At 40.5% G+C, this 18,326-nt stretch carries 18 protein-coding genes; 8 read left to right on the top strand and 10 right to left on the bottom strand.

Features of this window, described 5'->3' with window-relative positions; genetic code table 11:
* The first annotated feature begins 90 nt into the window (after window positions 1-90).
* The gene (locus tag BVH02_RS13645) at window positions 91-672 is read left to right on the top strand and encodes a DUF4202 domain-containing protein (RefSeq protein ID WP_086502016.1); all 582 of its coding nucleotides are present in this window, start codon (window positions 91-93) and stop codon (window positions 670-672) included.
* A 226-nt stretch (window positions 673-898) separates the two neighbouring features.
* Window positions 899-2,176: an alginate export family protein gene (locus tag BVH02_RS13640; RefSeq protein WP_086502015.1), complete on the top strand. Its 1,278-nt coding sequence runs from the start codon at window positions 899-901 to the stop codon at window positions 2,174-2,176.
* Here BVH02_RS13640 and BVH02_RS13635 read toward each other — a convergent pair.
* The 5 genes from BVH02_RS13635 to xerD all read right to left on the bottom strand — a co-directional run bounded on the left by BVH02_RS13635 (window position 2,173) and on the right by xerD (window position 10,129).
* Window positions 2,173-4,257: a protein-disulfide reductase DsbD family protein gene (locus tag BVH02_RS13635; RefSeq protein WP_086502014.1), complete on the bottom strand. Its 2,085-nt coding sequence runs from the start codon at window positions 4,255-4,257 to the stop codon at window positions 2,173-2,175. The genes BVH02_RS13640 and BVH02_RS13635 overlap by 4 nt on opposite strands.
* 177 nt (window positions 4,258-4,434) lie before the next feature.
* A complete protein-coding gene (locus BVH02_RS13630; protein ID WP_086502013.1) occupies window positions 4,435-5,823 on the bottom strand; it encodes a dipeptidase in 1,389 nt (462 codons plus the stop codon).
* A 242-nt stretch (window positions 5,824-6,065) separates the two neighbouring features.
* Entirely contained in the window at window positions 6,066-7,625 is a 1,560-nt protein-coding gene (locus BVH02_RS13625; RefSeq protein WP_086502012.1) for an SDR family NAD(P)-dependent oxidoreductase, read from the bottom strand.
* A 162-nt stretch (window positions 7,626-7,787) separates the two neighbouring features.
* On the bottom strand, window positions 7,788-8,660 hold the full coding sequence (locus BVH02_RS13620; RefSeq protein WP_086502011.1) for a glycoside hydrolase family 16 protein: 873 nt from the start codon (window positions 8,658-8,660) through the stop codon (window positions 7,788-7,790).
* Between the two features lie 563 nt (window positions 8,661-9,223).
* Complete coding sequence (gene xerD, locus BVH02_RS13610) at window positions 9,224-10,129, bottom strand: site-specific tyrosine recombinase XerD (protein WP_086502009.1); 906 nt, start codon at window positions 10,127-10,129, stop codon at window positions 9,224-9,226.
* 241 nt (window positions 10,130-10,370) lie between these two features.
* Here xerD and aroQ point away from each other — a divergent pair, with 241 nt between their 5' ends.
* From aroQ to rnhA, 4 genes are all read left to right on the top strand, one after another.
* Complete coding sequence (aroQ, locus tag BVH02_RS13605; RefSeq protein ID WP_086502085.1) at window positions 10,371-10,784, top strand: type II 3-dehydroquinate dehydratase; 414 nt, start codon at window positions 10,371-10,373, stop codon at window positions 10,782-10,784.
* 11 nt (window positions 10,785-10,795) lie between these two features.
* Complete coding sequence (locus tag BVH02_RS13600) at window positions 10,796-11,851, top strand: aminotransferase class V-fold PLP-dependent enzyme (RefSeq protein ID WP_086502008.1); 1,056 nt, start codon at window positions 10,796-10,798, stop codon at window positions 11,849-11,851.
* A 328-nt stretch (window positions 11,852-12,179) separates the two neighbouring features.
* Entirely contained in the window at window positions 12,180-12,770 is a 591-nt protein-coding gene (locus BVH02_RS13595) for a MarC family protein (RefSeq protein WP_086502007.1), read from the top strand.
* 36 nt (window positions 12,771-12,806) lie between these two features.
* On the top strand, window positions 12,807-13,262 hold the full coding sequence (gene rnhA, locus BVH02_RS13590) for a ribonuclease HI (RefSeq protein WP_086502006.1): 456 nt from the start codon (window positions 12,807-12,809) through the stop codon (window positions 13,260-13,262).
* 52 nt (window positions 13,263-13,314) lie between these two features.
* On the opposite strand, the gene BVH02_RS13585 is transcribed toward rnhA, so the two are convergent.
* From BVH02_RS13585 to yihA, 5 genes are all read right to left on the bottom strand, one after another.
* On the bottom strand, window positions 13,315-14,436 hold the full coding sequence (locus BVH02_RS13585; RefSeq protein WP_086502005.1) for a sugar phosphate isomerase/epimerase family protein: 1,122 nt from the start codon (window positions 14,434-14,436) through the stop codon (window positions 13,315-13,317).
* A gap of 102 nt (window positions 14,437-14,538) precedes the next feature.
* On the bottom strand, window positions 14,539-15,006 hold the full coding sequence (locus BVH02_RS13580) for a hypothetical protein (protein WP_086502004.1): 468 nt from the start codon (window positions 15,004-15,006) through the stop codon (window positions 14,539-14,541).
* Window positions 15,007-15,082: 76 nt separating this feature from the next.
* Entirely contained in the window at window positions 15,083-15,391 is a 309-nt protein-coding gene (locus tag BVH02_RS13575; RefSeq protein WP_086502003.1) for a hypothetical protein, read from the bottom strand.
* A gap of 142 nt (window positions 15,392-15,533) precedes the next feature.
* Window positions 15,534-16,025, bottom strand: a complete 492-nt coding sequence (locus BVH02_RS13570) for a DUF5606 family protein (RefSeq protein WP_086502002.1) — start codon at window positions 16,023-16,025, stop codon at window positions 15,534-15,536.
* A 50-nt stretch (window positions 16,026-16,075) separates the two neighbouring features.
* A complete protein-coding gene (yihA, locus tag BVH02_RS13565) occupies window positions 16,076-16,678 on the bottom strand; it encodes a ribosome biogenesis GTP-binding protein YihA/YsxC (RefSeq protein ID WP_086502001.1) in 603 nt (200 codons plus the stop codon).
* 123 nt (window positions 16,679-16,801) lie between these two features.
* On the opposite strand from yihA, the gene ubiE reads away from it, so the two are divergent.
* Both ubiE and porT read left to right on the top strand, forming a co-directional pair.
* Complete coding sequence (gene ubiE / locus BVH02_RS13560) at window positions 16,802-17,524, top strand: bifunctional demethylmenaquinone methyltransferase/2-methoxy-6-polyprenyl-1,4-benzoquinol methylase UbiE (RefSeq protein ID WP_086502084.1); 723 nt, start codon at window positions 16,802-16,804, stop codon at window positions 17,522-17,524.
* The gene (porT, locus tag BVH02_RS13555; protein ID WP_086502000.1) at window positions 17,473-18,279 is read left to right on the top strand and encodes a type IX secretion/gliding motility protein PorT/SprT; all 807 of its coding nucleotides are present in this window, start codon (window positions 17,473-17,475) and stop codon (window positions 18,277-18,279) included. Before ubiE ends, porT begins: the two co-directional genes overlap by 52 nt.
* Window positions 18,280-18,326 lie beyond the last annotated feature (47 nt).

Below are 18,326 nucleotides of genomic sequence, written 5' to 3'. Positions count from 1 at the left end.
TTTTTAATGGTTACGGCATTGGAAACTGTACACTCCAAATTTGGGAGGGAAATTTATATATTGAATTCATAGATTAATCAATATCCATACATGAACAAATTTCATCAAGCAATTTCATTGATCGATCAGGTCAATGCAGAAGATCCTATTAAAGAATTGGTAGCTGGAAAAGAAATTGCAAAAGAACTGCTGTATTCCATCCGCATGACCGACAAACTCCATCAATTCGATCCTGAAGCTTCTGAAGCTGTGCAACTAGCTATCAGAGCTCAGCATATTGGACGTTGGAAGATTCCACGTTCAAATTATCCAATGGATAGAGTTGGGTATCTTAAATGGAGAGAGGAATTAAAGATAATGCATGCTGATAAGGCGGAGGAAATTTTAGTAGAAGCTGGTTTCGAAAAGGAGACGATCGAGAAAACAAAATTCCTGATTAGAAAGAAACAACTCAAAACTGACCCTGAGACGCAAACTGTGGAAGATGTTATTTGTCTCGTATTTCTCGAATACTATTTCGAAGAATTCTCTGCAAAACATGAGCCTGCAAAAATAATTGATATCCTTAAAAAAACGTGGGGGAAAATGTCTGAAAAGGGGCATAGAGCCGCTTTGAAACTGCCTCTTTCTGCATCCAGTTTAAAGCTGATTGAAGAAGCAATTTTCTCTTGAAATTCCGTTTCGAGAGCGAATATTCACTTCTGTAGAATTAGCTACGCCCACGCATATATTTTTAGGGCTTCAATTATTAAAAGTGCATTAGTAAAACAGGCAGATCAGTTAGTGAATAAATCCTCAAAACTTAGGATTAAACCTGATTTATATCATTCTAATAGCACATGATCCATAGTCTTTTACATATACATTTGGGCATTCAAACCGTTGAATTTTCTTAGTTATGAAAAAGTTTATATTTCTCATGGTGATTTTATTAGTGTCGCTGAAAACTACTATAGCCCAGGAGTTTACACTTGATGCAGATCTCCGTCCACGCTTTGAGTATAGACATGGATATGGAAGTCTTTTTCCAGATGATGCAAAGCCTGCTGCATTTGTCACACAGAGAACGCGTCTAAATATGGGCTACACTGAAGATAAGCTAAGTCTTTACTTCAGCTTCCAGGATGTGAGCACCTGGGGGGATGAGCAAACGCTAACTATTTCGGATAACAATAATTCTTTTTCGCTCTTTCAGGCTTGGTTTAGGTACTCATTCACTGAGAATTTGGCTCTAAAGCTAGGGCGACAAACTATTTCCTATGATAATCAACGAATCCTGGGAGAGGTAGATTGGGCGATGCAAGGTAGATTTCATGATGCTGCGATGCTTCAGTATTCCAAAGATAAATTCAAGTTGGATTTTGCTTTTGCTTACAATCAAGAGAAGCAAAATTCTATAGGCACAGACTACACTATTTCAGGTGGCTATTCTTACAAAACCATGCAGATGGCGCATTTGACGCAAGCATGGGACAAAGCCTCCTTCAGCTTTCTATTCCTAAACAATGGCATTCAGAAATACACCAATGATCTTATTCCAGTAACGGATGGTCTTTATTATCGTCAAACAACCGGTGCATATTTTACATTTCCTCTTTCTGTGCTAGCTATTACTGGTTCGGCATATTTGCAGACAGGAAAAGCAAATGCGGCCACAGACCTTAGTGGCTATCAGTATATGGTAGAAGCAAAGTACAAGACTGGAATAATGACTTTGATCGCAGGTTTTGAGTCTTTGAGCGGTACCGATCAAGTGGGTGAGGAAAAGAATAAATCATTCTTCCCGCTATATGGCACAAATCACAAGTTTAATGGATACATGGATTATTTCTACGTAGGTAATCACGCGAATAATGTAGGCTTGAATGATCTCTATGGAAAGATTTCCTTGGCTACAGGTGAAAAATCTACTTTGGGCTTAAACGCTCATTTGTTTTATGCAAATGCTGAAATGGCAAATGATCTAAGTCAAAATCTAGGCACTGAGCTAGACTTAGTCTATGGTACATCTCTTGGAAAATATGTAAAGCTAGCAGCTGGATATTCTCAGATGTTTGCGACTGAGAGCATGAGTGCCGTGAAGGGTGGAATTACTTCTGAGAATACCAACAATTGGGGTTGGGTGCAGATGACTGTCAATCCTAGATTGCTGACTTATAAGTTTAAAGAGGATTAATCCCTAGCCTCAAACTCACGTTTCGCTCCGTCTAAATACTCGATAAATGTCTGAATATTGGTATCGTAACCCTTAGGCTGAGCAAGGAGATTCTCCTTATGATCCACGATCACATAGTAGGGTTGCGCATTATTTTGAAAGCGTGTGATCTGGAAATCCGCATTTTGCTTCCCTAGCGTTTTTTTGACTTTCCCGTCATATTCCGAAGTGTACCAATCGTTTTCGGGAAGCTCCAATCGCTCATCGATATAAAGCGCAACCATCACGAAGTCTTCTCTTAATCTTTTTAATACCTGAGGATCAACCCATACATTCTCTTCCATTTTACGGCAATTCACACAGCCATGTCCTGTGAAGTCTATTAGAAGTGGTTTGTTTGCTTTCTTGGCAGCTCGCATCGCTTGCTCGTAGTCGAAGAAACCTTGAATCCCATGAGGAATCTCCAGCGGGATATCTGCGTATTTCACAGACTCGCCCAGAATATTCTCACTAGCCTCAACTATGTTTTGCCCCCCAGTTAATTTAAATTGCTGTGTGGACATAGGGGGAAGATAGCCACTTAGGTATTTGAGCGGAGCGCCAAATAATCCTGGAATCATATACAGAACGAACATGAATACAAACAATGCTGAAAGCAACCTTGGAACTCCAATACTGTCCATAGGCGAATCGTGTGGCAGACGAATTTTCCCCAAAAGATAAAGTCCCAATCCACTGAATATCACGATCCAGATAATCAAGAAAATATCACGATCGAGGATTCCCCAATGATACACTTGATCTGCTATGGATAAGAATTTGAATGCCAAAGCGAGTTCTAAGAAACCCAAAACCACCTTCACAGAATTTAGCCAGCCACCAGATTTTGGAAGTCGATTCATCCATTCTGGGAAAATTGCAAACAAGGTAAACGGAATAGCGAAGGCTAGTGAAAAAGCAAACATCCCCAAGATTGGCTTTATCAATTCTCCACCTGCGGAGGATATCAGGATAGAACCTACGATAGGACCTGTACATGAAAAGGATACCAGTACCAAGGTAAAAGCCATGAAGAAGATCCCCATCATACCACCTTGCTCAGCTTTCTCATCCACTTTATTCACCAATCCTGAAGGCAAAGTGATCTCGAACATGCCAAGAAATGCCAGCGCAAAGAAAATGAATATACCGAAGAAAAATAGATTTGGAAGCCAATGCGTAGCTAACCAATTGGCGAATTCCGGGCCTTGAATAGCTGCTACTGCAGTACCTGCAATTGTATAAATCGCGATGATTGAAAATCCGTAAACTATTGCATTTCTGATTCCAGTAGCTTTGCTTCCTGCTCGTCCAGTGAAGAAACTTACCGTCATAGGAATCATAGGAAATACACAAGGCGTCAGCAAGGCAGCTAAACCAGCCAGAAATGCCAAGACCATAAATCCCCATAGTGATTCATTCTCGTGAAGAGGAACAATCTCAAAGGATGTTGTGCTGGAAGCGACTTCCTGCTCACCCTGATCTTCTTCTATCCCGAAAGGAGAATCAACTTCCGGTTCTTTATTGGTAGTTCCTGTATCGGTGGAGGTAGTTAATGCAGGATTATTTTCTACAGTTCCTACCGCTTTGAAAGTGAGTTCTACATCTTGATCAAAATTTATACACTGACCAGTCAAATCAGAGCACATTTGATACTCTAAGGATCCAGAGATTGTCCCGCTTGTAGCTTTTGGAATAAACGTCTGCTCAAACCTTCCTTTTTGAATAAAGTATTTGACATTTCCTTCCCAAACATCCTCGTACTTAGTTTTTACATCAATCGCTTTTAGATCCCCTTTCAGCTGAAAGTTTTCAGAGGGATCTAGAATAAGAGTTGTAAGTAAAGGGCCAAGATTTGGATCAAAATCATTAGCATAAATATACCACCCCGCAGGAATTTCAGCTTCGAAGACAATCTTAGCCTCTTCGCCTACTTTGAGCGTTTCCGAATCTATAGAAATTGTCCATTTAGGCGGTTTTATGATCTGTGCTTGCGCAAAAGAACTAAAGAAAAACAGCACTAAAAGCACTAAATGTCCTGATTTTCCGATGGCTTTATTCATGAAGGAAAGGTTGATTGTAATTTACTTTTTAAGGAATTTCGGTTTTGAAGGAGGATACCAAAATCGTCTTAAATTATGGATAAGGCTAGCGAATTCGCTACTTCGGTCACCTGTCTTCGGTCCTGATGAGCAATGTTTTTAAGGCAAGAGAATTATTGATCTTTACCAAACCAACTACTATTTCTCTGTAAGCTTTCTAAACTGACGGAAGAAAGCAGCAATGGTTTCGATACCCATAAAGTAATTCTTGACTCCATAATGCTCATTAGGTGAATGCAAGGCATCCGTATCCAATCCAAAACCGAATAAAATCGGATCAGAACCCAATTCTTTCTGGAACAAAGCAACGATAGGAATAGATCCACCTTCTCGTGTAGGAATTGGTCTTTTCCCAAATGTCTCCTCCATAGCAGCTTCAGCAGCTTTATATCCAACAGATGAATCTGAAACCACAGCCGGAGCTCCTCCATGATGTGCTTTTACTTTCACCTTCACAGATTTTGGGGCAATTGATTTGAAGTAATTTTCGAAAAGAGTTGATATCTCATGCCAATCCTGATCAGGCACCAATCTCATCGAGATCTTCGCTTGAGCTTTGGACGGTAAAACCGTTTTGGCACCTTCTCCAATATACCCACCCCAAATGCCATTCACATCAAGTGTTGGGCGTATGCCTACTCGTTCGATTGTCGTGTAGCCTTTTTCACCATGAACATCTGCTATATCCAGTTTCTCTTGGTATTCATTTAGGTCAAAAGGAGCTTCATTTAAACGCGCTCTTTGGGCAGCTGTGATCTCCTGCACTTTGTCATAAAACCCAGGAATCGTGATGTGATCATTCTCATCTTTCATCGATGCGATCATCTCACAAAGCACATTGATCGGGTTGGCAACTGCCCCTCCGTAAGTACCTGAGTGAAGATCACGATTGGATCCAGTCACTTCCACTTCCATATAAGCCATGCCACGAAGTCCAACAGTGATGGAAGGATCTTGCATGGAAATCATATGTGTATCTGAAATCAAAATGACATCAGCCTTTAATTTTTCTTTGTTTTCGATGACGAATTTCTCCAGGTTGCTTGAACCAACTTCTTCTTCACCTTCGATCATGAACTTGACATTGCAAGGTAAATCACCCGAAGCCATCATCGCTTCAAAAGCTTTCACATACATGTAAAACTGGCCTTTGTCATCTGCAGACCCACGTGCGAAAATTGCTCCTTCAGGGTGGATTTTCGTCTTTTTGATTACAGGCTCAAAAGGAGGGGAATCCCAAAGCTCATACGGATCGGCTGGCTGTACATCGTAATGCCCATAGACCAAAACAGTCTGAAGGGAAGGATCGATTATTTTCTCTCCATAGACTATTGGATAGCCAGAAGTTTCGCAGATTTCAACTACGTCAGCTCCCGCTTTTTCCAAACTCTCCTTTACAAAATTGGCTGCCGAAATGACATCACCTTTAAATTTCGGGTCAGCACTGACCGATGGAATTCTGAGTAAATCCAGCAATTCATTTAAAAAGCGATCCTTATTGTCACGGATAAAATCATTAACAGCCATATATCTGGGGATTAGTTGGTAAGTGGTGCAAAATTATCCTTTTCAGCCCGAAATGCCTACTTTAGAAAGGCATTATTGTTTGATAGTAGGGTACAGAGCCTTAAAAAATCAAGAAAGTAAACAGGTTAGAAGAACCACTTTTAAATAGAAAGCTTTTAAGATTTACGACTCTCTATTGCTATAGCAGTAATAGGGTTGCACTTTTGAGGGGAATTATAAAGCACTAACTCACCGCTTAAAATCTACCAACTAGTCGGCTTATAATCCTTCAAGAATTTTCCGTTCCAATGCTTTCCTGTGTTGATCCCGTCAAATAGCGGATCCATCACACGTGCAGCGCCATCGACAATATCCAATGGCGGTTGGAAATCATGCAAGTCTTGCTTTCGCTTTGCTAATTCCGCAGGATCTTCATCCGTCACCCAACCCGTATCCACGGCGTTGGTGTAAATCCCAAACTTATGTAAATCAGCCGCAGAAGTTAGCGTCATCATGTTGAGAGCGGCCTTTGCCATATTAGTATGTGGATGGCGCGCTTCTTTGTGAAACTGGTGGAATTTTCCTTCCATCGCAGATACATTGATGATATGCTTATTCCCCGTGTCGTCTTTCTTCATGATGTTCACGAGGCGATTGCAAAGAACAAAAGGCGCCACAGAATTTACCAGTTGCACCTCCAGCATCTCATTGGTGTGGATTTCACCCAGTTTCAATCTCCAACTGTTTGTTTTTCTGAGGTCCACTTGCTGCAGATCAGCATCAAGTTTTCCTATAGGAAAAATTTCTTCAGAACTCAAAGAATCATCGATACTGTAAGGGATTTGAGTAAGCTGAGCGGAAGAGGTCAGGCCAATTCCGAGTTGCTTTCCATGCCAGGAAACAGGTAGGTTTTTATTTTCGCGTTCGGCAAATTCCTGACTGAGAATACGTATCTCCTGCAGACAAGCGTGATGATCGGAAAGCATTTTTTGCGAAGCAGAAGATAGATCAGTCCAAGCCAATGTCTCATTTTCTATCAGATGCTGATAGAAACCAGAAGGGCGACGAACTGTCTGAGCGGCGTTATTTATGAGTACATCTAAGCGATCATATTTCTGCTCGATGTAGTTGCAAAAAATCTCCACACTTGGAATATGTCTCAAATCCAACCCATGGACGTGAAGTCGATTACCCCATTCATTGAAGTCGGGTTCCTTGGCAAATCGCAAAGCAGAATCCACCGGGAATCTAGTTGTTGCTATTACCGTCGCTCCAGCGCGAAGCATCATGAGTGTGATGTGATAGCCGATTTTTAGGCGTGACCCAGTGACTAATGCCACTTGGTCTTTCATATCTGCTGTTTGAAAACGCTTGGCATAATTGAAATCTCCACAGCCTGTACACATCGTGTCGTAGAAATGATGCAATCTGTCAAAGGATTCCTTGCAGACATAGCATTCACGTGGCGATTCCAGCTGAATAGCTTCGTCGGATTCCTTACCTGTCAACGCCAACATGCTTGGTGCGATAAAAATCGAAGCTTCCCGTGCGGAACGAATGCCGGTGGTTTTTCTTGCAGTCTTGTCTTTTTCCGATTTCTTCTTTCTGTGAATCTTTTTGGCTCCTTTTTTTCGCTCGGCAAGCTCTTCCTTGCTTGGTCGGGAAAATTGTCCAGCAGCCATTAGGAGCGCAGTCCTACTTTCTGTCGGAATGTCAAAAATCAGGTCAGTGTCGGCATTCAATCCTTCAAGAACAGCTATGCACTGTGCAATTTGTTCTGGGGTGATTTTCACTGGGTTGTCTGATTTTATTTCCTTATCCATGATAAAATGCTTTCGAGGGCGCAAAAGTAACTATTTAAAAAATGTAAACAGACGTAAGGCAGGAAGATGGATAATGGTTCTGGAAAATTGGTGATGTTATGGTTTCCGTTCTTTATGTAATGATTTTAAACAGTTTTTAGAGGGATGTTTTATCGCAACTCATTACCTCTTGTTAAACGCCATCCAGTCCACTTCCAGCTCAAAGGGGAATTCTGGTTTTTCTAGAGCATTCGGATTGCCTTCCACGGCCCAGTTGTCTGTATGCCAGAAGTTCATTCGGTACTTAGAAGCATGCTGAGGAATCCCGAGTTGTGAACCCTGATAATCCCACAATACGAGTGTGTCGGAAGTCTCCGGATGAATCATCCACCAGCGGATGCGATCACTTTCCCAGTCAAAGCCATACGTGTGGAATTTTGAAGAAGCGTCGTAATTCTCAATAGCAGGAATGCTTTCAGGTATATTTTGCAAGCCAGTTAATTGTGTTGGGTCGCCGTCATAATTTACCTTTGAAATTGTTTCGATGATTTTCCCTTCTGCCAAATTGATGATCCTTCCGATGCGCTGAAGTTTATCATGCTCACCGGTCCAAGTCCCAACGTAGATGATTCTTGGGTCAGCAAGCAGCCATTCAAAGTCTATTTCACTTAGCCCTCCTTTGTGGTCTTCATGATAAGTGAAATACCCCACGACGGCTCCAACATTTGCTTGTTTTACGCTTACATCAGGGACTTTGAGCCGAGTCGAATAGCTTCCAAAATGGGTGAAATGCTTGGAAATAATCTCTGGGCCTTTTCCTGGCCCTGCTTTTTCATCAGGGTTTAATTTGAAAGAAAGAATACTAGTCTCTGGTTCAGAAAGAGATTCAATTCCCATTTTATGTTTGAAATCCGCGTGAGTTCCTGTAGAACCGTAGCGAAAGTTCTTTGATTTGGATCTAGAAAAATCCTCCTTGAAAGATTTATGGGTCTTTTGGGATTCATTTGGAAATAGACTCATCAATACCATGAGTAGTAAAATGACCAGGTGTTTCATGGGCTTGAATATAAGAGGATTATTAATTCACCTCGGAAGTCATTTGCTTCTGTCCAGTGTGACTTGAAGCAGATGAATTTGAATACTTGGTTGGAAATTCATGCACAATAAGCTGGTTTAAGTCTTATAAGTTTGACTCTAAAAAGTGTAGTCTTTAAACTACTAAATACAAGATTGAGAGTACTTTAATCAATTAGAAACCTCACTTATCGTTCTATATTTAGCCCATTTGCTCATTAATCCAACGATTGAAATGACATGAATAACCATTGCTGAACCTAGGATTAAATCAGTATTTGGTTTACCGTCGATTTTAAAATAGGCTCCAAAAAGTATCATACTCACACTGAGAAGCAATAGGCGAAACATTATTTTCTGGCGCTTAGTCAGGCTGTTAAGACTAGGGAAAAGTTTATAAAGTAGAAAATTCATTATTCAATTTGACTTAGGGTGAATTTTTATGTGATCAGTTTATAATTCATGCAAAAACTACAAAATTCTGTTTTATTTAACCATATTTATTTTTATCGCTTATCGAACAACCAACAACCAACAACCAATAATCATTTCCTCGGATGAAAATCCGTCAGCACCTGCCTCAAATAATCCCGATCCAAATGCGTGTAGATCTCCGTGGTAGTGATGCTTTCGTGACCGAGCATTTCCTGTACTGCTCGAAGATCCGCTCCTCCTTCGATGAGATGCGTGGCAAAGGAATGTCGAAATGTATGCGGACTTATATTTTTCTCAATTCCAGCTTGCTCAGCGGTTTTTTTAATGATCAGAAAGATCATCACACGAGTAAGTTTTTTACCACGGCGATTTAGAAAGACAAACTCTTCATGGCCTTTTGCTATCGCTTGATGCACGCGAACTTCATCTTTATAGATGTTCAGATATTTCAAAGCGTCTTTTCCGATAGGAACTAGTCGTTCTTTATTGCCTTTTCCGATTACTCTCAGGAACCCTACATCCTCGAAAACTTGTCCTTTCTTCAATTCTGTAAGTTCGGATACACGCAAACCTGAGCTGTAAAGCATTTCCAGTATGGCTCGGTTGCGATGACCTTCGGGTTCGCCGAGAGGAATAGCCTCCAGAAGTTGGACGATCTCCTGATAGCTTAGCGTGTCTGGAAGCTTGCGCCCAAGTTTGGGCGCTTCGAGAAGCTGGGCCGGATCTTCGGTGATCGCATCTTCATACATTAGGTATTTGTAGAAAGCCTTGATCCCCGAGATAATTCTGGCGTGCGTGTAATCCGAGATTTCAAGTTTGGCTAGGTCATTCACAAACCTTCGTAAATGCTCCAATTCTAAGTTTAAAGGGCTTTTTTCAGGAAAATTTGTTTCTGAGTATTTAGCTAATTTCTCCACATCTCGCGTGTAAGCTTCTATAGAATTCTCGCTTAGTGAGCGCTCCAACTTGATGTAATGACGGAATTGACGAATATGGCTTTGCCAGGTTTTGAGCATTCTCCTATTGAAAAATTTAAATATTGGAAAATTAGGTTGGAAAGTTGGAAGGTTCAAATGTTGAAAGGTTTTAACTTTCCAATCTGAATACGATTACCTTTATACAATCAACCATCAAATCGAATTTTGTTTTGAAATCGAGCCTGCCTGAGGCAGACAGGCATGACTCAAGCTTCACATACTGTGATGATGATCATCAATGCAAGATTCCATGTGGCGAATGAAAATCAATATTAAACACATGAAAATCCAGATAATAAACGGGCCGAATCTAAACTTACTAGGCAAAAGAGAGCCAGAAGTCTATGGCAGTACGTCTTTTGAAGAATATTTTGAGGGTATGAAAATCGCGTTTCCTGACATTGATCTTCACTATTACCAAAGTAATGTGGAGGGTGAATTGATCAATAAGATCCACGAAGTCGGTTTTACCTTTGATGCTATTTTGCTGAATGCTGGAGGTTATACACATACTTCCGTTGCTATCTCGGATGCCATCGCTGGAGTAACGACGCCAACACTGGAAGTCCATATTTCGAATATTTATAAGCGTGAGGAATTCCGCCACAAAAGCATTATTTCCAAGTCTTGCGTTGGAATGATATCCGGACTTGGATTGAAAGGCTACGCGCTTGGTGTTCTCTATTTTCAATAACCTATCTACCTATGCTTACCTTCGCACCCGGGCCATCTAAAGTTTACGATGCCCTTCCTACTTATTTACAAGATGCTTACGCTGCAGGCATTCTAAGTGCCAATCATCGCAGCAATGCCTTCATGTCTCTGTATCAAAACACTGAACAATTGATGCGGGAGAAGCTCCATATGCCCGATGATTACAAGTTGCTTTTCACTTCCAGCGCAACAGAAAATTGGGAGATTATCACCCAGTCTATCGTGCAGCAAGCAAGTTTTCATATCTATTCTGGTTCATTCGGGAAAAAGTGGATCGAATTTGCGAAGCATATCAATCCTAATACCAATGGATCAAAAATTGAAGCAAATCAAGAAATCAATGTTGCCGATTTGGAAATCTCCGAGGACTTTGATGTAATCGCGCTGACTCAAAATGAAACTGCTAATGCGACTCAAGTTACAATGGCTACTATCGAGGCGATTAAAGAGAAATATCCAGAGAAAATGATTGCTGTTGATACAACTTCATCCATGTCAGGAATTGAGTTAGACTTCAGTTTGGCGGATATCTGGTATGCTTCTGTGCAAAAATGCTTTGGGCTTCCAGCAGGTTTGGGAATACTGATTCTTTCTCCAAAAGCCATAGAAAAGTGTGAAAGTAAAGGAGAAAAAGGCAGGTACAACAGCTTGAGTTTTATCTTAGAAAATGCGGCGAATTATCAGACGCATTACACTCCAAACGTTTTGGGGATCTACTTGCTAAATAGAGTTTTAAAAGATTTGGAAGAAATTCAGCACATCGACTCAAACCTTCGTGAGCGCATGCTAAAGCTGGAAACAGCCGTAGCCCAATCTAAGTCACTTCGAATGCTGGTGGACAATGCAGCGACACGTAGCACAACAGTTTTGGCAGTTTCTGGGTCTGAAGAATTGATCGCATCGATCAAAAAAGACGCGGAAAAAGAAGGGATGCAGCTTGGTTCTGGCTATGGTCCTCATAAGCCAACGAGTTTCCGAATCGCCAACTTTCCTGCGATTACAAATGCAGAAATGGATAAGTTGATTTCGTTTTTGGGGAGGTATTGATTTCGACCTTTGGGGTTTTTAAAACCCCGAAGGTCTTATTTTAAAACCTTTAAAGACTTTGTAGCCATTAACTTGACTCAAAAGATCTTATTTTTTAAATCGTTGAAGTTATTAGATCTAAATGAATTTTTATTTTTCAATTACTCGAATTTGGTTCAAGTCTCCTGACTTGGACCTTTTTTATACAGATTTACTTCAAATAGACATTACTTCACGGTTTCATATTCTCATATCTTCGGTCTTCAATAATATTCTTTTTGCCGTGTCTCACGAACAGATTTCCTCCTAAATCCAATGACCTCAAAGGTTAATTTCCTACTTTCGCGGCATGTTTGATTTAAAGGAAATTCTATCTGTTTCATTGATTCTTTTTTCCGTGATTGACATCCTCGGTTCTATCCCGATTATTGTTAATCTAAGGCAGAAAGTAGGCCATATCCAATCGGAGAAGGCTACACTTGCTGCGGGTGTATTGATGATTCTTTTTCTCTTTGCGGGAAAGTCAATTTTGAGTTTGTTTGGCATTGGTGTGGAGGATTTTGCGATCGCGGGAGCCCTAATCATCTTTGCTATAGGTGCTGAGATGATTTTGGGAATTGAACTGTTCAAATCAGATCCCGAGGCCAAAGCTGGAGCTTCCATTGTTCCGATAGCTTTTCCTTTGATTGCAGGTGCAGGTACTCTGACTACGATTTTGACACTGAAAGCTGAGTTTGCTCAGATCAATATTGCGATAGGAATTCTTTTAAATCTAGTCTTGGTTTACATCGTGCTGAAAAGTACAGGTTGGCTGGAGCGGAAAATAGGCAAAACGGGTCTGGATGTGCTGAGAAGGATTTTTGGGATTATTTTGCTTTCTATCGCAGTTAAGATTTTCAAAACAAATGCCTTTCCTATAGGAGTAGCATCGGGTATTTAAACTCATTCTCTTTCCTATTTTCACTTACTTTACTTCATGATTTCTATTTATACTGATGGTGCTGCAAAAGGCAATCCCGGTCCTGGAGGCTATGGAGCCGTCTTGAAATATAATAACCACCGCAAAGAACTTTCTGGAGGCTTTCGAAGAACTACCAACAATCGCATGGAACTGTTAGCTGTAATTCGTGCGCTTCAAGAAATTAAATTGACAGGAATTCCTGTTCAGATCTATTCAGACAGCAAGTATGTGGTAGATTCTGTGGAGAAGGGATGGCTTTGGGGCTGGCAGAAAAAAGGCTTTAAAGACAAAAAGAATCCAGACCTATGGTTACGATATATTCCACTTCACTTGAAATATAAACCAAAATTTATCTGGGTTAAAGGGCATGCTGGAAATATTGAAAACGAGCGCTGTGATGTGCTAGCTGTTCAGGCTGCAGAGGGGTTTAATTTACCAGCTGATACTGGATACGAAGAGAGCCAGAAGTAAAAGTTAAAGATCTAAAGCCTGAAATCTGAAAAAGTACTTCAGACTTCAGATTTTATAATTTCTCCATTGTTATCAAGGGAATATCTTCTCGATTCAGTTCCAAAAGTGGTTTGTATTCTGACGCTGGATATTGCCAGCCATTTTCTCCCAATTCATAAAGTAAAGGAGCTAGATTTTGAACGGCTGCTTTACAGCCTTGGATGATTGCTCCCATATTCCCTGTTTGCTTGGAAAGAACCGCTTCGTTCTCGATTTCGAAAGGCCCAGAGAACTTGCGCTCCTTTAGAATATTCACAAATGCTCTCCAGTCCATAGAATCTCCCAAGCCGAAGCCTGGCAAAGTGGCTTCGTAGTGATGTCTATCCCAAGGATTGTTGCTGGAAGGAATTCCAAGTTTCTCAGCCCATTCTGCTTTTACTTCCTGCATTGGATACATGTTTCCCCAGAAAGGATCAGGATTGTTTCGCGTGGACTTGACGTGAATTCGCTTAAGGCGATTCATATCCGTATTTTTGATCACTTCTACAGGATCGGTATGCTGCCAGATGTCGTGCGAGGGATCGTAAATCTCTCCATGATTAGATTCTGGAATGAGTTCGTACATAATTTTCCGGGCTGCCAGCATTCCCGGTAAATTATTAAATGTGCCAAAATGACCTGAGCTTCTCCAGCCTTCCATCGGGCAGTTTTCATATAGAACTGTGACTCCGAGACTATTTGCATAGCGGATGATCGGACCGAAAACATTCTGGTATTCCAGCAGGTTTTTTTCAAATCCGCCATCCTGATTGCCAAGCTCGTGATTATATCCCACGAACGTTCCGACCTTCACATCATTTTCATCCCCACCCAGCAGATAAGCTATCCGAATGAGTTTCAAAAGATGGTTTTGATTCTTGATACGCTCTGCTGGATCTCCACCGATTAGATTGTCAAATGCTCCGATGGAAAGACGAAGTCTGACTCCATTGAATTTCCGAATGAGTTGTTTGGCTTCTTCAGGTCCGAAGTTTTCATAAGCAAGGTGAGTTGCGACGAAGTCATCACGAGTTCCATCTTTTCTAAATACACAAAGATCAAGTCCCTGTACATCGATTTCTACTGCTTTTTCTATTGTTTGATCCAGGCTAAGTTGGTCAAAAGCGGAAGTCATGATCCAAATAGGGTTTGCCATTTTTTGGGAAGTTTTGATGAAATGGAAAAAGGAAACAACCAGCGACTTTACAAAGCGATAGGTTATTTCCTTTAGAATAAGTTGATGTTCACTAGTTGGATATTAATGAACCAGAGTGAGAATCACTTTTTGTGTCAAGCCAGAAAATGAGATGTTTTGAGAAAGTACCAGTTCAGTATTGGTGACACTTTCTACCATCAAAGAACCTTGTGCTCCAGGCACATCAATGATATTAGTATCTACCGTTAGAATCTTGGTTGTTTCATTATAACTCCACGTGAAGTCTGCTGTTTGTGGTTCTGTAGGGTCACATTTGGTAGCGCCTGCATCCACTACACCTATGCTCAGAGGGGTCTCATAGTTAAAAGTGACCAGATTGTCTCGAAGGCATAAATCGATTAGTGAAATTACGCTTACATTATTCGATGTAGCAGCGCTTAGTTTCCATGCAATTCCAGAGCCTATGATTTCAGCATCCGTTTTGGCTGGATCTTTATCTTCGCTACAGGATCCTAATATGACAAGACAAGTGATAGCCACTAAATAATTGAGATTGAATATTGATTTCATAGGGAAAAAGGGTTTAGTGTACAAAGTGTAAAATAAGTAAAAAAAGTGTTGAGAGTGCCATTTTAACAAAACAGCTTTATTCATTTGCAGAATATCGCTTTCTGATTTCCACTTTTTGCTTTTGTCTGTTCCAAAGTGCTGTTGCTAAATCCGAAGCGATATGGTCAGGTTCAGATTCGTGGAGAATTCTTTTCAGTTTTTCTTCACCGAGATCTATGCGGTAACAAATTTGAAGTAAGCGCTCAAATTGCCTATCCAACATGTAGGCTATGACTTTGGTAAGTGTAGCAATGGCTTTTTCTTCATCAAATGCAGCTACATTTTCCGGAAAGTCGAACTCCTTTTTTAGGAGCGAAAAAGTTTCTTCAGATAGAGATTCACTCATGATAGTGCCAAAAAAAAGAGGCTGTCTTAAAAAAGCCTAAGTCACATAGAGCGAAGTCGAAATGCGTTTACAATTGTAATAATTCGCCACCGGCTTCGCTCTATGTGACATCAGAATGTCTTTTGAGACAGTCTGTTATGATTTATTTGTCAGATTTTTTATCAGACTTAGCTTTTTTAGGAGCTTTAGGCTCTTTCTCTTCAGTAGGCTTAGCCTCTTCTGGTTTTTCTTCTTCAGATTTCTGAAGTACTTCAGGAGCTTGTACTCGAAGTAAAGTGTACCAAGTGATCAGTTTCTTAATATCAGAGGTATAAACTCTAGATTCATCCACCTCTGGGAGTACGTGCTTCATGAATGCTCTTAGCTCCGCATCATCAGGATTTGCATCTAAACCCAAGTCACCTTGAAATTCTGCTTCAATCTTTTGCATTACAGATTCTAGCGGCTCTGCGCCTTCTTCTGTCAAGGTATAGATAGAAATGTCGCTTAAAATGGATACACGCTGGGACATGCCTGCAACGAGTTTAGTTTTCTTTGCATCCATACTCTCGAGGATTACTCCCGTGCGTGAAGGCTTCAAAACTTTGAACAAACCGGGTTTACCGGATACGGTGGCAAGATCTTTAAAATTCATTTGATTTAATTTTTTCGAGGATGCAAATATAGGATTATCAATTAAATGATCTACCCAGCTTGATATTCTGTTACTAGTTCTTCTATAAACTTTGTTAACTCTGCTTTGCCAGTGCTAGCTTCTGCGCTGGTGACAAAGTAATCTGGTTCTTCTTCAAAGATTTCTCTTGTCTTATTTAAGAATTTACTGATGTTCTGATCAGTTTTTGATTTGGACTGTTTATCAGCTTTTGTAAAAACTAGTGCAGTAGGAACCTCTTTTGTGCCGCACCAAAGCAAAAACTCCAGATCTATCTGCTGTGGCTCTAATCGGCTATCAATCAAGACAAATACCCCGCAAAGATTCTCTCGTTTGGTGAGGTAAGTAGTGATCATACTTTCCCAGCCTTGCTTCACTTTCAGATTTACTTTGGCGAAGCCATAGCCAGGAAGATCGACCAGGTACCATTTATCATTGATGATGAAGTGATTGATCAACTGAGTTTTACCTGGCTTCTGCGAAGTCTTTGCCAGTCCTTTTTGATTGACCAGCATATTGATTAGTGAGCTTTTGCCCACGTTTGATCTGCCTATAAAAGCGATCTCAGCTCGATCTGGTTTTGGACAATTTCCCGGGTTGGAATTACTGATTACAAAGGCGGCTTTCTGGATCATCTGCTAGTATTTGTGTGCAAAAGTACGACATTATCCGAAAAGGGAAGGGTCGACTCGATTCAGAACATTTTTCCATTCCTCATGTTTCTTGTTTATTATTGTCCTTTCAAAGACAGAATTTCGATGGCAGTACTTCCTTATAAAGACAAGCAAGATTCCAAAAAAGATCAGGTAGCTGAGATGTTCAATAACATTTCTGGCAAATATGATTTGCTCAATCACGTGCTCAGCATGGGTATTGATATTACCTGGAGGAGAAAAGCAATTAAATACCTGAAAGATGATCAGCCGAAATTGATCTTAGATATCGCTACTGGGACAGGAGATTTTGCAATTGAAGCATTAACTCTGAACCCAGATAAGATTATCGGAGTAGATATTTCCGAAGGAATGCTGGCAGAAGGCCGGAAGAAAATAAAGAAAAAAGGTCTTGAAGATAAAATCGAGCTTCAGCTTGGTGATTCCGAAGGCTTACTTTTTGAAGATAATATGTTTGATGCAGTGATCGTTTCTTTTGGAGTTCGCAACTTTGAAAATCTAGAGAAAGGATTATCGGATATGTATCGCGTATTAAAGCCTGGAGGTAAAGTGGTTATCTTGGAATTTAGCAAGCCCACCAAAGCACCCATGAAACAGGCGTATGCGTTTTATTCTAAAGCTATTTTACCACAAATCGGTAAATTAGTTTCGAAAGATAATTCTGCTTACACCTATCTTCCTGAGTCAGTACAGGCATTTCCAGACGGAATGGACTTCCTGAGAATTATGAATAACGTTGGATTTACAAGCAATCTATGCAAACCACTTACATTTGGAATAAGCTCGATCTACGTAGGAACAAAGTAATCCTACTAGGTTTGATTTTCTTTTTAGGAGCAAGTCCGACGTTTGGGCAAGGAATGTTTGGTTTGACCTCTACTTCTGGTTCAGACGATCAACCACTTTCTTATGGGTTTTTCCTTGCTGCTCATACCAGTACACTCAGAATAAAGTACTCAGATGCTTTCCTCAACCCTAATTCTGTAAATGCTTTTACAGATGTAAGAAGTATTCAAACCAAATTTTCACCTGGATTTTCTTTGGGGTTTATTGGTATTTTGAGATTACATGATCAAGTATCTCTCATGTTTACCCCTAAGGTTGGCTTTTATGAATATAAAACAGAAGTAATTTATTTCAGAGACCCTTTGGATCCGGGCCTCATTCAGACGCCAGATGGTGAAATGGTTTCTAGTACAGGAGAAGTAGTGGAATATAGCTCAGAAGCTACTATGGTAGAGTTGCCCTTACTTTTAAAGTATAGGTCAGTTAGATTCAATAATACTCGTATGTATTGGCTGGGTGGTGCGAGCTATCAGTTTCGTACCAAAGGTCAGGATGAAGCCAATGTAGATGATATTGTGATGACGGGACAGGATGTGTCGCTTGAGGCAGGGATGGGTTTTGAAATCTATTTCAAATACTTCAAGTTTGCTCCAGAGATTCGTTTTTCGCATGGTCTGATGAATGCTTATCAAGCCGAAAATACCCTTCCAGAACTCCAAGGAGCAATCGAGTCAATCAAGAGAAAAAGCATTACAATCTATCTGAATTTTCAGTAAAGCATAAAAGTTAGCTAGTAGTTTAGATGGGTGGTAAGTTTTTGATT

It is taken from the genome of Algoriphagus ratkowskyi, from assembly GCF_002150505.1.
In the GTDB taxonomy this organism is placed as follows: domain Bacteria; phylum Bacteroidota; class Bacteroidia; order Cytophagales; family Cyclobacteriaceae; genus Algoriphagus; species Algoriphagus ratkowskyi.
Note: the sequence above shows the minus strand (reverse complement) of the source record. Positions and strands in the feature narration are given on the sequence as shown.

Excerpts from the sequence above, each read along its gene's own strand:
- BVH02_RS13635 (WP_086502014.1), bottom strand. The coding sequence starts at position 4,257 with ATGAATAAAGCCATCGGAAAATCAGGACATTTAGTGCTTTTAGTGCTG.
- BVH02_RS13570 (WP_086502002.1), bottom strand. The coding sequence starts at position 16,025 with ATGAATTTTAAAGATCTTGCCACCGTATCCGGTAAACCCGGTTTGTTC.
- BVH02_RS13640 (WP_086502015.1), top strand. The coding sequence starts at position 899 with ATGAAAAAGTTTATATTTCTCATGGTGATTTTATTAGTGTCGCTGAAA.
- rnhA (WP_086502006.1), top strand. The coding sequence starts at position 12,807 with ATGATTTCTATTTATACTGATGGTGCTGCAAAAGGCAATCCCGGTCCT.
- porT (WP_086502000.1), top strand. The coding sequence starts at position 17,473 with ATGCAAACCACTTACATTTGGAATAAGCTCGATCTACGTAGGAACAAA.
- yihA (WP_086502001.1), bottom strand. The coding sequence starts at position 16,678 with ATGATCCAGAAAGCCGCCTTTGTAATCAGTAATTCCAACCCGGGAAAT.
- BVH02_RS13595 (WP_086502007.1), top strand. The coding sequence starts at position 12,180 with ATGTTTGATTTAAAGGAAATTCTATCTGTTTCATTGATTCTTTTTTCC.
- BVH02_RS13630 (WP_086502013.1), bottom strand. The coding sequence starts at position 5,823 with ATGGCTGTTAATGATTTTATCCGTGACAATAAGGATCGCTTTTTAAAT.
- BVH02_RS13600 (WP_086502008.1), top strand. The coding sequence starts at position 10,796 with ATGCTTACCTTCGCACCCGGGCCATCTAAAGTTTACGATGCCCTTCCT.
- BVH02_RS13625 (WP_086502012.1), bottom strand. The coding sequence starts at position 7,625 with ATGGATAAGGAAATAAAATCAGACAACCCAGTGAAAATCACCCCAGAA.
- xerD (WP_086502009.1), bottom strand. The coding sequence starts at position 10,129 with ATGCTCAAAACCTGGCAAAGCCATATTCGTCAATTCCGTCATTACATC.
- BVH02_RS13580 (WP_086502004.1), bottom strand. The coding sequence starts at position 15,006 with ATGAAATCAATATTCAATCTCAATTATTTAGTGGCTATCACTTGTCTT.
- BVH02_RS13575 (WP_086502003.1), bottom strand. The coding sequence starts at position 15,391 with ATGAGTGAATCTCTATCTGAAGAAACTTTTTCGCTCCTAAAAAAGGAG.
- aroQ (WP_086502085.1), top strand. The coding sequence starts at position 10,371 with ATGAAAATCCAGATAATAAACGGGCCGAATCTAAACTTACTAGGCAAA.
- BVH02_RS13585 (WP_086502005.1), bottom strand. The coding sequence starts at position 14,436 with ATGGCAAACCCTATTTGGATCATGACTTCCGCTTTTGACCAACTTAGC.
- BVH02_RS13645 (WP_086502016.1), top strand. The coding sequence starts at position 91 with ATGAACAAATTTCATCAAGCAATTTCATTGATCGATCAGGTCAATGCA.
- BVH02_RS13620 (WP_086502011.1), bottom strand. The coding sequence starts at position 8,660 with ATGAAACACCTGGTCATTTTACTACTCATGGTATTGATGAGTCTATTT.
- ubiE (WP_086502084.1), top strand. The coding sequence starts at position 16,802 with ATGGCAGTACTTCCTTATAAAGACAAGCAAGATTCCAAAAAAGATCAG.